The sequence below is a fragment of the Polaribacter sp. Asnod1-A03 genome (genome assembly GCF_045063585.1).
GTDB lineage: Bacteria > Bacteroidota > Bacteroidia > Flavobacteriales > Flavobacteriaceae > Polaribacter.
Window position 1 is genome coordinate 1,129,962 of record NZ_JBEFOE010000009.1, and the last position, 12,982, is coordinate 1,142,943.

The window sequence follows — 12,982 nt, forward strand, 5'->3', positions numbered from 1 at the left end:
AAAATGTTTCAACTAAAAAGATTGTCTTTTCTTTTATTTCTATTAACATTTGTTTCTTTTAGTCAAAATAAATACACCATTAGTGGTACTATTTACGACCAAAATAGCAACGAAACATTAATAGGAGTATCCATTTATTTTCCAGAAACAAACACAGGTACAACTACAAATGAGTATGGTTTTTACTCTGTAACACTACCAGAAGGTACTTATAAAATGCAGGTTAGTTATTTAGGTTATTCCTCTATAATTGAAACTATAAGTTTAAATACAAAAATTACAAAGAATTTTAAACTACAAGAAGAAGCTGAGAGTTTAGATGAAATTGTAATAGAAGGTAATGTAGAAAAAATGAATGTTAGAACACCACAAATGAGTGTAAACAAGCTAACATCTGCAACAATTAAACAAATTCCTGTTGTTTTAGGTGAAGCGGATATTATAAAATCTTTAATCTTATTACCAGGTGTAACTAGCGCTGGTGAAGGTGCTTCTGGCTTTAATGTACGAGGTGGAGCTGCAGATCAAAATTTAATTTTATTAGACGAAGCTACGGTTTTTAACTCTTCTCACTTATTTGGTTTTTTCTCTGTTTTTAATCCGGATGTAATTAAAGATGTAAAATTATACAAAGGTGGAATTCCCGCTAAATACGGTGGAAGATTATCTTCTGTTTTAGATATTTATCAAAAAGAAGGAAATAGCAAAGAGTTTAAGGTTACAGGCGGAATTGGTTTAGTTTCATCAAGGTTATTAATTGAAGGTCCAATAAAAAAAGAGAAAATTTCTTTTTTAATTGGTGGTAGATCTTCTTATGCGCATTTATTTTTACCACTTTTCGATAATGATAACCAAGCTTATTTTTACGACTTAAACACAAAATTAAACTATAGAATCAATGATAAAAATAACCTTTTCTTCTCAGGTTATTTTGGAAAAGATGTTTTTGGTATCAATGAAAGCTTTGTAAATGAATACGGAAATAAAGTAGGTAATTTAAGATGGAATCATCTTTTCTCTGATAAACTCTTCTCTAATTTATCTTTAATATATTCTGATTATTTCTACGGATTAACATTAGATTTTATTGGTTTTAAATGGGATTCTGGTATTACAAACTATAATATTAAATACGATTTTAAACATTACATTAACAACAACTTTAAACTAAGTTATGGTATTAATGATATTTATAGCAAATTTAATCCAGGTGAAATTGCTCCTAATAGAGAAGATTCTGGGATTATTGCTAATAAATTGATTGATAAATATGCCAATGAATTTGCTGCTTACATAGATGCAGAACATAAGGTTAGTGATAAGTTAAGATTACAATACGGAATCCGTTTTAGTAATTTTACAAGATTAGGGCAAGATGAATTAAATATCTATGAAAATGATGAAGCTGTAATTTATGATAGTGAATTTAAAATCTATAAATCTGCAGAAGCTATTGGAGTAGAAACATTTAAAAGAAGTGATGTAATTAGTAGTTTTAATAATTTAGAACCAAGAGCTTCTTTATCTTATACCATAAATGATTTTACATCAATAAAAGCCAGTTACAATAGAATGGCACAATATTTACACTTATTATCTAACACCTCTTCTCCTACTCCATTAGATGTTTGGACACCAAGTGGAAAATATATAAAACCTCAACTTTTAGATCAATATGCAATAGGTTTTTTTAAATCGTTAAAAAACGGAAATTATAGCATAGAAACAGAAGCTTTTTACAAAGACATACAGAATAGAATAGACTATATAAATGGCGCCAACTTAGTTGCAAATGATGAAATTGAAACCGTTATCTTAAACGGACAAGCAAGAGCTTATGGTTTAGAGGTATTAATCAAAAAAAATGAAGGGAAATTTAAAGGTTGGTTTTCTTATACTTTATCAAAATCAGAACAACTAACAAAAGGTAGAACTGCAGAAGAACCAGGTATAAATGCTGGTAAATGGTACAATACTCCGTACGACAAAACACACGATTTTTCTATAAACGGAAGTTACGATTTTAGTAAAAAATGGAGGTTTAATGCAAACTTTGTTTTCCAGACTGGGCAACCAACAAACTACCCTGTTGGTCAATACGAAATACAAGGTTTAAATGTACCTATTTACGATGATAATAGAAGAAATGCAGATAGATTGCCAGCTTATCATCGATTAGATATTTCTGCAACATTAACTCCAGAAAAAAATAAAAACAGAAAATGGCAAGGAGAATGGGTTTTTGGGTTTTACAACCTTTACGGAAGAGAAAATGCAGCTTCTATAAGTTTTTCTCAAAATAGTGATACTTACAGAAATGAAGCGATACAAACTTCTATTTTCGGTTTAGTACCTTCTGTTACTTATAACTTTAAATTTTAATTATTTATTACCAATCAGATGAAAAAAATAAAAATAATATTCGTTCTTTTTATATTTCTTTTTTCTAAATGTGAAAAAGTAATAGATGTTGATGTGCCTTCTATTGAACCGAAATTAATTATTGATGGATCTTTTGAAGTTTATTTTGATGAAGAACCTGTAACTGCAAATACAAATATTAAACTTTCTTTATCGGCAGATTATTTTGCCGAAGAAATACCGGCAGTTACAACTGCTACGGTCTATTTAACTAATTTATCAGACAATACTATTATCAACTATACTAGCATAGATGATGATGGAAATTACAACCCAACCTCTTCTTTTATACCTGTGAATGATACAGAATATGAGTTGACGGTTATTTATGAAAATGAAGTTTATAAAGGGAAAGCAACAAAAGTAAAATCAACACCTTTTATAAGTGTTACACAAGGCGATGAAACTTTATTTTCTGGAGAAGAAACAGAGTTAAAAATATCATTTAAAGATGAACCTGTTATAGACAATTATTATCTTTTTAATTTCGATAAAAACTTATATACAACTACTGATGATACATTTTTTAATGGCTCGGAATATAATTTCTCTTACTTCTATAGCGAAGATGAAATTGATTTACCAGTAACTGTTCAGCTTAAAATATCAGGAATAACGAAAGAATATTATACTTATTTCGAAATTTTAAACAGTCAAAGTGGGCAATCTGGTGGAGGCCCGTTTGAATCTACACCTTCTTCTTTGTTAGGTAACATGCTAAATACCACAGAAGAAGACAATTTTCCTTTAGGTTATTTTCATATTTCAGAAACCGATACTTACACAATAAACTTGGTAGAGAAAGACTAAAAGAGTTCAAGGTAAATAATTTTATTTAAGAATGCAAAAAATAGTATTTTTGAGCCATGAATTTTATAAAAACAACAGAACAAGATTCTAAATACAATCATCTAGAAAAGATGTCTGTATCAGACATCTTAAATAATATAAATAATGAAGATAAAACTGTGCCTTTAGCAGTTGAGAAATCTTTACCTCAAATAGAAACATTAACAAAACAAATTGTAACTAAATTACAAGATGGAGGTAGACTTTTTTATATTGGTGCTGGTACTTCTGGTAGATTAGGCGTTGTAGATGCTTCTGAATGTCCACCAACTTTTGGTGTTTCTAATAATGTAGTAATTGGTATTATAGCAGGTGGAGATATTGCCATTAGAGAATCTGTAGAGTTTGCAGAAGACTCTACAAACCAAGGATGGTTAGATTTACAAAGTCATAAAATATCTAATAAAGATATTGTAGTTGGTATTGCTGCTTCTGGCACAACACCTTATGTGATTGCTGCTTTAGAAAAATGTAATGAAAACAATATTATTACTGGCTGTATTTCTTGTAATGAGAATAGCCCATTATCAAACACTGCTAAATTCCCTATTGATGTAATTGTAGGTCCAGAATTTGTAACCGGAAGTTCTAGGATGAAAGCAGGTACTGCTCAAAAATTAGTTTTAAACATGCTTTCTACAGCTACAATGATTCAATTAGGTAGAATCAAAGGCAATAAAATGGTAGATATGCAACTTTCTAATAAAAAGTTAGTAGAAAGAGGACAAAAAATGTTAGTTAAAGAACTAAATATCGACATAAACGAAGCTAGTAGTTTAATCGATAAATTCGGAAACGTTAGAAACGCTATTAAAAATTATAAATAATGAGTACTAATGTAAATTTATTAGGTAAAGGTATAAAGTACTTAAGTCTTTTATTATTGCTTTTTATAGCTTCACCTGTAACACTTACAATCGGTTTTAAAGCCTTAAAAAATTATAAAGATACTTCACAAGAATATCTATCTTATCTTATTTTAGCAATTGCAGTAATACTAGTTATTTTTACAATCTATTTCTCTTTTAAAACATTTAAAATTTTATTGAGAGCTATTTTTAATAATTAGAAGAATGCTAAAATCTGATGGAATTATTATTATTTTATCTTACCCAGATACAGTTGTAAGACCTGCTTACTGGGAACCTTCTAGCAAATATTTACCTTTAATTGGTATTGGTAGCAAAGACGCTGTACAAGCTGGTCATGCAGCATTAGTTCTTATTAGAAAGGATAATCCAAAAATAAATTATTTTGATTTTGGCAGGTATATAACCACTTACGGTAATGGACGTGTAAGATCTAAAGAAACAGACCCTGATGTTGCTATTTCTATTAAAGCTAAATTTGAAAAAGGAGAACTATCTAACCTACAAGAAATCTTACTTTGGTTGGAAAAACATCCAGAAAAAACACATGGAGACGGTAGATTAGTTGCAAGTATAAACAGTGAAATTGATTTTGATAAGGCTAACTATTTTATTCATCAATTAATTGAGCAAAAAGAAATTCCGTATGGTGCTTTTGTAAAAAAAGGAACCAATTGCGCTAGGTTTGTAACAGATACACTTATTTCTTCTTGCACAAATAAAGAAACAAAAAATCAACTAAAAAAATCTAATATTCTTACCCCAAGCCCTATTGGTAATGTTATTAAAGGAACATCTACTAATAAAATTTATACAATAGAAAATCAAATAATAAATCTTTATAAAAATAGATCTATAATTAAGGAATACAAAGCTTCTTTTTTTAAGAAGTTTTATGGTGAACCTAATTTAAAAGGTACAGAAAACCCAAATACAGAAGTATTTAACTTAAATAATGGTCATTGGCTTGGTGGAATAGGTAGTGGTGCTTGGTTTAAAATTGAAGAACAAATAAGAGAAAATTATTATACAATATCTAGACACAATTCTAATGGTTTAAAAGACTTTGAAGCTGTATTTATTATAGATAAAAAATGTTTTAACCTTAAGAAAAAACATCAATTTATACACCCAACTAACTGTAGAGAGGCTATTATTAAACAAAATAATAAGATTTACACTTTACAACAAGTAAGCTAGAAATTTACTTTGTTTTTTTAGGTGATGTAGGATTAAAACCAAAATCTGCATCTGGTAATTGAATTTCTAATTGATAAACTAAATAACCTATACTTGCAAAATGATGAATTGCATGACTGTGTGCTTGCATTAAAGTTGCTGCAATTGTATAGTTGGCAATTTCTTTACCTAGCCCCATATCATCAGTAACTTTAATTTCGGTATCAAAATCTGCTTTATTCAATTTTTTTAGTTGGAGAATAATATCTTCAAAATATTCGATTCCTTTATTTGTTTTTTTTTCTGCTAATTCATTTCTTTCTCTAACAGAAAAATCTACAAAACTATTATCTAATCCTTTTAAGATACAAGAAAAAACATCTAAAACATGCCTCATATGACCTCCTATTGTAGAATAATAAGGCCCAACAGAACTATCAGAATACTGTTCATCAGAAATTGAGTTTAATAAATTAATTCCTCTTTGTAAGTTATTCTCAATAGCGTTAATCATAAAAAATATTTACTTGTTGGTCGTTTAAATTTCGGACAATTTACGAGTTCTTTTCTAAAATTTACAAAATAAAACAAAACAAGTAATAAACGATTGAAAAACAAACAAATAACCTGTTAAAAACTATTTTAAAAAAGATAAAAAAACGATCAATTTATTTTTTTGGCACGCTATTTGAAAAAATCTAAGCAAATGAGAAAGCCGAAAAGCAATAAGAGTAGGCAAAATTTTAAAACCATATATTATGAAAAAAGGATTACTTTTATTACTAGGGATGTTTATAATGGTTTCAACAGTAGAAGCCAATAATAACAATAATTTACCAAATACATATTCATTTAACTACGCCTTAGAAAATGCAGTTAACTTTGAAGAGAAAGGTGTTGAATTTTTTGTTTTTATCAACGGAGAATTTGACTTTAACACTAGCTACTATGATTATAACGGAAGAGAGATTAATAGAAATATTAATATTGATAGAGATTTTAGAGGTAGAATTAGAAGAGTAGGTAATTCTTATATTAACTACGATAGTTTTGGTAATGTTACTAGAATAGGTAATGTTTCTATGAGATATTTTAGAGGACAATTAACTAGAGTTGGTAATTTAAGAGTTAGTTATGATAGATGGGGATATCCTATATTTAATGGAAACGTAAAAGATAATTACTATTCTTCTAACGGAATCAGAATCAATTTAAACATCGGTGATATATTTGATTATAACAATGTTTATTTTTCTCACAGAAACTTCTCTATTAACTACACTAAAATTAGAGAAGATAACAGGTACTTTTATTATAGAGCTAAGCCTAATGCTAAAATTGGTAAAAGAAGTCAGATTTTAAGAAGAAGAAAACCTGTTGCTTCAAACATTAAACGAAATTCTTCTAAGATTGTAAAAAGAAGTAATAATTCTTACAGAAAACCTACCAATAATAACAATAAAAGAACTGTTACAACACAAAGAAGCAATAATAATAATAATAATAATAATAATAATAATTCTAAAAGAACTATAACTAATACAAAAAGAAGTAGCAATAATACAGCTAATAGAAAATCTACATATACTAAAAATAAAGTTGAAAGAAATACAAAAAGTAAGGATATAAAAAAGGATAAAAACACAAGTAAAAGAAGAAGTGAAAAGTAGTATTTTATTAAACATGTAAACAAAAAAGAGGATTAAGTTATATAACTTAATCCTCTTTTGATATATTTAATAAAATGTATTCTTATTATACGTTAAATCTAAAATTCATCATATCTCCATCTTGTACTATATATTCTTTACCTTCTATAGATAACTTTCCTGCTTCTTTTACTTTAGCTTCATTACCTAAAGCAACATAATCTTCATACTTAATTACTTCTGCTCTAATAAACCCTTTTTCAAAATCTGTATGAATTACTCCTGCTGCTTGTGGTGCAGTATCACCAACATTAATTGTCCAAGCTCTAACTTCTTTTACACCTGCTGTAAAGTACGTTTGTAGGTTTAGTAATTTATATGCAGCTCTAATTAATTTTGATGCTCCTGGTTCTTCTAAACCAATATCAGCCAAAAACATTTGACGCTCTTCATAATCATCCAACTCGTTAATATCTGCTTCTGTACCAACTGCTAAAATAATTATTTCTGCATCTTCATCAGCAACGGCTTCTTTTACTTTATCTACATAAGCATTACCAGAAACAGCTGAATTTTCATCAACATTACAAACATATAACACAGGTTTAGAGGTTATTAATTGTAATGTAACTACAAATTCTTCTTCTTTTTCTGTAAAATCAATAGTTCTTACAGATAAACCTTGTAATAAAACTTCTTGTATTTTTAATAAAATAACCAGTTCTGCTTGCGCTTCTTTGTTACCTGTTTTTGCAGTTCGTTTAACTCTTTCTAAACGCTTTTCAACAGTTTCAAGATCTTTTAATTGTAACTCAATATCAATCGTTTCTTTATCTCTAATAGGATCTATAGTAGTATCAACATGAATAATATTATCATTATCAAAACAACGTAAAACGTGTATAATTGCGTCTGTTTCTCTAATATTTGCTAAAAATTGATTTCCTAAACCTTCTCCTTTACTAGCTCCTCTAACTAAACCAGCAATATCTACAATTTCTACGGTAGCAGGTTGTACCCTTTCTGGGTTTACCAATTCTTCTAACTTCTCTAACCTCTCATCTGGTACATTTACAACTCCAATATTTGGTTCTATAGTACAAAAAGGAAAGTTGGCACTTTGTGCTTTTGCATTAGATAAACAATTAAATAAAGTTGATTTTCCTACGTTTGGTAATCCTACAATTCCAGCTTTCATGTAAATAAATTTTGCGAGTGCAAATATAGAGTAACTTTCATAAAAATTAAATTAAATCAATAAAGAAAGCATAGAATCATCATTTTTATTTATTTTTAGCAATTATTCTTCAATTCAGTCATCAAAATAATGGAAAAAATAACAGATCAATATGTTTGGAAAGCCTTAAAAGAAGGTGATTTGAATGCATTTTCTGTGCTTTTTGAAAGTTATTATCCACAATTACATAATTATGGTTTAAAGATCTGTAAAGATGTAGCTCTTACAGAAGATACTTTACAAGATTTCTTTTTATATGTATATGAACACAGAGAAAATTTAGCTGATTTAGATACCATAGCTCCTTACCTATTTACCTCTTACAAAAGGTTTTTAATTAAGGTGATTAAAAAAAATGAAAAGATTGTACAAACTGATTTTTCTGCCGAAACTTTTGTTGACATTCAATTTTCTGCAGAAGAAATTATAACAAACCAAGAAACTGAACTTTTTAAGAATAAGAAACTAAATAAGTTATTAGGTAATTTACCTAAGAGACAAAAAGAAGCTATTTATTTAAAGTATTACAGTGGTTTAAAAGCAACTGAAATTGCCAAAATAATGGATATTAACTACCAAAGCGTGGTAAATACATTGCACAAAGCAATGAAAAATTTAAAAGAAGAAATTTCTATTTTAAAACTATTTAAGTAAGATTTAATAAAAATAAAGAGTATAAAAAACAATATAGTGACTTATATAAGTATATATTGAGATATTAATTAAAATGATTAAAAAACAGTACAATAATATAAATGATTTTTTAGACGATCATTCTTTTGAAAATTGGGTAAATCAAAACAACGGAACCGATATTGGTTTTTGGGATTTTTGGATTGCTAATAATCCTGATAAAAAAGAATTGGTAAATGAAGCTAAAGATCTTGTTTTAGGTATCCCTTTTGATAAAAAATTTGTAACTAAAGATAAAGTTTCTTTAGAGTGGAAAAAATTAGAAGCTAAAATTGAAGCTAAAAAACCAACTCCTAAAAGAAAAATAAGAACTCTAAAACCGTTTGGTATTGCAGCTTCTATACTTTTATTAATATCTTTTGGTATCTATTTTATAAACGATAATTCTAAAATCACCCATAAAACCAATTTTGGTGAAATTTTAAAAATAAAACTAAAAGATGGCAGTAGTGTTACTCTAAACTCTAACTCTAGCTTATCTTACTATAAAAATGAATCTAGAAAAGTTTGGCTTAAAGGTGAAGCATTTTTTCAAGTTGATAAAAAAGTAGTTACAAATGCTAAGTTTTGGGTAGTTACAAATGATTTATCTGTAGAAGTTTATGGTACGTCTTTTAACGTAAATTCTAAAAACGAAAAAACCGATGTATTTTTAGAAGAAGGTAACATTTGGTTAAAATTGAAGAATGGTGGAGATAAAAAAATGATTCCAGGTAACTTTATTTCATACTCATCAGATAAAAAAGAAATTTTAGAAGATAAAAATATTGTTAATTCTACTATAAAAACTTCTTGGAAAGATGGTTCTTTATTCTTTGAAAACTTATCTTTGGTTAAAGCAATGGAAAAAATAGAAGAAACTTATGGTTATTCTGTCGTATTTAAAGATGACGAGAGTAAAAACTCTTTAATTACAGGTGCGGTTCCTATTACAAATATTGACATTTGTTTAAAAGCAATTGAAAAATCTGTAGATGTTATTATTGTAAAACAAAATGACAGCCTAATTATCAGCAAAAAATAAGTGTAATTTTAAAACTATAAATGCGCAAAAAATTAGTATACATAAAATTTATTATACTTGTTTTTATAACATTTACTTATAATACTTCTTTTGCGCAAAATCATAAAAAAGAGAGAATTCCTTTAATATCTTTACTGGATACTATTAGCAATAAACATCAAATTTTCTTTACATATAAAGCAAATCTACTCTCAAATAAACTTATACAACAGCAAGGTTTTGTCAATTTAAATTTACAAGAATCTATTTCTCTTTTAGAAAAATTAACTTCTTTTCTTTTTGATGATTTAGGCAATAATTACTACGTAATTTACCCCAAAAAAGCAGCTTCACTTTATAAATATTCTTCTTATAAAGATTCTATTTTAACAAATAACGTTGTTATAGATAGTACCTTTAGCAATGCTAAAATTATTGTAAAAGGGATTATTTTAAGTTCTGATAATACTCCTCTTAGCGGAGCAACTCTACAAGATAAAAAATCACTAAAAGGTACAACAACCAATAAAGACGGAACTTTTATTTTTGAAGTTAATAAAGAAAATGATGTTGTTATTAGTTTTTTAGGTCACAAATCTAAAACAACAAAACTATATGCTAATAGATTTGAAACAATCACTCTACTATCTGGACAAGAGTTAGACGAGGTACAAATTGTTGGATCTAGAAATAAGAATAGAGTTGCAAGTGACACTCCTGTTGCCATTGATTTTATTGATATTGAAGAATCTAACACAAAAAACAGTCTTGTAGAAATAAATCAGTTTTTACAATCTGTAATTCCGTCTTTTAATGCTACAAAACAATCTGGTGCAGATGGTGCAGATCATATAGATCCTGCAACTATTAGAGGTTTAGGACCAGACCAAACATTAGTTTTAATCAACGGAAAAAGAAGACACCAAGCATCCCTTATTAATTTATATGGTACAAGAGGAAGAGGGAATTCTGGAACAGATTTAAATGCAATACCTATTTCTGCCATCAAAAAAATAGAATTATTAAGAGATGGTGCTTCTGCACAATATGGTTCTGATGCGATTGCAGGAGTTTTAAATATTATTTTAAAAGATACAGATAACGAACTGAATATAAGTTCTACCTTAGGATTTTACAATGCAGATACCAACAGTGTTATACCAAATAAAGTTGATGGTTTTACATATAAATTAGGTTTAAATTATGGTACCAAAATAAACAAGAATGGCTTTATCAATTTTACTGTAGAAGCACTGTCTAATAATAACACCTTAAGAGAAGGTACATTTATTAGAGAAAAATTTGGTCAAGCCGCAGTTAAAAACATTAGTTTCTTTCTAAACGCAGAAACTCCTATTTACAAAAACACAAAATTATATTTAAACGGAGGTGTTAATTACAAAAATACAGAAGCATACGCTTTTACTAGACAATTTGATAGCGAAAGAAATGTTCTTGATATTTACCCAAACGGATTTAATCCTTTAATTACTTCAAACATATTAGACAATTCTTTATCCGTAGGATTAATAACTGATTTTAAAAATTGGAATATCGACATCAATAATACCATTGGTCGTAATAATTTTCATTATTTTATTAAAAATACTTTAAATGCTACTTTAGAAGAATACTCTCCTACAGAATTTGATGCCGGCGGACATCAATTAACTCAAAATACAACTAGCATTGATTTTTCTAGATACATTAAAACCAAATCTAATGGTTACAATATTGCTTGGGGTTTAGAATATCGTTTAGATAATTATAAAATTTTTGCAGGAGAAGTAGGTTCTTATGCTTCTTATGATATTCTTGGAAATATTGCAGACTCACAAACTTCCATATCAGACTATAAAACTTATAACGGAATTATTAGACCTGGTGGCTCACAGGGTTTCCCTGGATATGCTCCAGAAAACGAAGTAAATAGACATCGCTCTAATTTTAGTGCTTATGTAGATTCTGAAATAGATTTTTCTAAAAACCTAATGTTTGGTAGCGCTTTACGATATGAATATTATAGCGATTTTGGTAGTACATTAAACTTTAAATTAGCATCTAGATTAAAAATTCATAAAAAATTTAACTTACGTAGTTCTTTTAGTACAGGTTTTAGAGCCCCATCTTTAGCTCAAAAATATTACAATTTAACCTTTACTAACTTTATTGGCAATGCTCCTTCTGAGTCTGTTTTAGTTGCAAATAATAGTCCGGTAGCTAGAAAATTTAATATTGATAATTTAAAAGAAGAAAAAGCTAAAAACTTTAGTTTTGGTTTTACGTCTAAATTAATTTCTAATTTAAATATTACACTAGATGCTTATTATGTAGATATTACAGATAGAATTATACTAAGTGGAAATTTTGATGCATCTTCTTTAGGTTTTGGCATTGATAATGTTCAATTTTTTGCAAACGGTGTAGACACAAAAACAAGAGGTTTAGACTTAGGAGTGCATTGGAACAAAAGAATTGGAGACAATATTTTTTCTTTTGACTTTTCTGGTAATGTAAATAACATGACCATTACAGAGATAAAAAATAAGACATTAGATAAAGAAACTTTTTTTGGCGAAAGAGAACAGCAATTTCTATTAGCCTCTGCTCCTAAAAGTAAATTCATTTTCGGTTTAAATTACGAATATAAAAAATTTAACACCTCTTTAAACTTTACCCGATTCAGTCAAATAAAATTAATTGATTGGCAAATAAATCAAGATTTATCAAACTTTTATGACTCAGAAGAAGAAAGATTAATAGCTGCTACAGATATTTATCAACCTAAAATAACAACAGATTTACATTTTAGTTATCAACTATCTAATTTAATCAATCTACAATTAGGTGCTAATAATTTATTTAACATCTACCCTACTAAACAAAATAATTTTACAGATAGCGGAGGATTATGGGACGCTACACAAATGGGAACAAATGGCTCTTTTTACTACACAAAAATCAACATAAAGCTATAATTATTAAATTAAATTTCAACTTTTTAATATTTCTTTAAAAAAAATTCATTTTTAAAGGGTATGCTTTTTATTTTCTTGTCTTATATAATAAATGAACGGTTACA

At 27.9% G+C, this 12,982-nt stretch carries 11 protein-coding genes; 9 read left to right on the plus strand and 2 right to left on the minus strand.

The features are described from left to right. Positions 1–3 precede the first annotated feature (3 nt). From ACJJVY_RS05485 to ACJJVY_RS05505, 5 genes are read left to right on the plus strand one after another with little or no spacing between them, the layout of a single operon-like run. Positions 4–2,382: a TonB-dependent receptor gene (locus tag ACJJVY_RS05485; protein ID WP_405605983.1), complete on the plus strand. Its 2,379-nt coding sequence runs from the start codon at positions 4–6 to the stop codon at positions 2,380–2,382. Between the two features lie 18 nt (positions 2,383–2,400). Further along, positions 2,401–3,231, plus strand: a complete 831-nt coding sequence (locus tag ACJJVY_RS05490; protein ID WP_405605985.1) for a DUF4249 domain-containing protein — start codon at positions 2,401–2,403, stop codon at positions 3,229–3,231. A gap of 56 nt (positions 3,232–3,287) precedes the next feature. Continuing rightward, entirely contained in the window at positions 3,288–4,097 is an 810-nt protein-coding gene (gene murQ, locus ACJJVY_RS05495) for an N-acetylmuramic acid 6-phosphate etherase (protein WP_405605987.1), read from the plus strand. After that, positions 4,097–4,339 (plus strand): DUF6095 family protein, encoded by a 243-nt coding sequence (locus ACJJVY_RS05500; RefSeq protein ID WP_405605989.1) that lies wholly within the window; start codon positions 4,097–4,099, stop codon positions 4,337–4,339. The genes murQ and ACJJVY_RS05500 overlap by 1 nt, the downstream gene beginning before the upstream one ends. Positions 4,340–4,343: 4 nt before the next feature. Then, a complete protein-coding gene (locus ACJJVY_RS05505; RefSeq protein WP_405605991.1) occupies positions 4,344–5,339 on the plus strand; it encodes a DUF6695 family protein in 996 nt (331 codons plus the stop codon). A gap of 4 nt (positions 5,340–5,343) precedes the next feature. On the opposite strand, the gene ACJJVY_RS05510 is transcribed toward ACJJVY_RS05505, so the two are convergent. Beyond that, positions 5,344–5,832 carry a DinB family protein gene (locus ACJJVY_RS05510; protein WP_405605993.1) on the minus strand — a complete coding sequence of 163 codons (489 nt, stop codon included), beginning with the start codon at positions 5,830–5,832 and terminating at the stop codon, positions 5,344–5,346. A gap of 244 nt (positions 5,833–6,076) precedes the next feature. Here ACJJVY_RS05510 and ACJJVY_RS05515 point away from each other — a divergent pair, with 244 nt between their 5' ends. Continuing rightward, on the plus strand, positions 6,077–6,988 hold the full coding sequence (locus ACJJVY_RS05515) for a hypothetical protein (protein ID WP_405605995.1): 912 nt from the start codon (positions 6,077–6,079) through the stop codon (positions 6,986–6,988). Positions 6,989–7,073: 85 nt separating this feature from the next. Here the strand turns inward: ACJJVY_RS05515 and ychF are convergent, their stop codons facing one another. After that, on the minus strand, positions 7,074–8,165 hold the full coding sequence (ychF, locus tag ACJJVY_RS05520) for a redox-regulated ATPase YchF (RefSeq protein ID WP_405605997.1): 1,092 nt from the start codon (positions 8,163–8,165) through the stop codon (positions 7,074–7,076). 129 nt (positions 8,166–8,294) lie between these two features. Here ychF and ACJJVY_RS05525 point away from each other — a divergent pair, with 129 nt between their 5' ends. The 3 genes from ACJJVY_RS05525 to ACJJVY_RS05535 all read left to right on the plus strand — a co-directional run bounded on the left by ACJJVY_RS05525 (position 8,295) and on the right by ACJJVY_RS05535 (position 12,878). Then, the gene (locus ACJJVY_RS05525) at positions 8,295–8,858 is read left to right on the plus strand and encodes an RNA polymerase sigma factor (protein WP_405605999.1); all 564 of its coding nucleotides are present in this window, start codon (positions 8,295–8,297) and stop codon (positions 8,856–8,858) included. Positions 8,859–8,931: 73 nt separating this feature from the next. Next, positions 8,932–9,921, plus strand: a complete 990-nt coding sequence (locus ACJJVY_RS05530; RefSeq protein WP_405606001.1) for a FecR family protein — start codon at positions 8,932–8,934, stop codon at positions 9,919–9,921. 20 nt (positions 9,922–9,941) lie between these two features. Further along, on the plus strand, positions 9,942–12,878 hold the full coding sequence (locus ACJJVY_RS05535; protein ID WP_405606003.1) for a TonB-dependent receptor domain-containing protein: 2,937 nt from the start codon (positions 9,942–9,944) through the stop codon (positions 12,876–12,878). Positions 12,879–12,982: the final 104 nt, after the last annotated feature.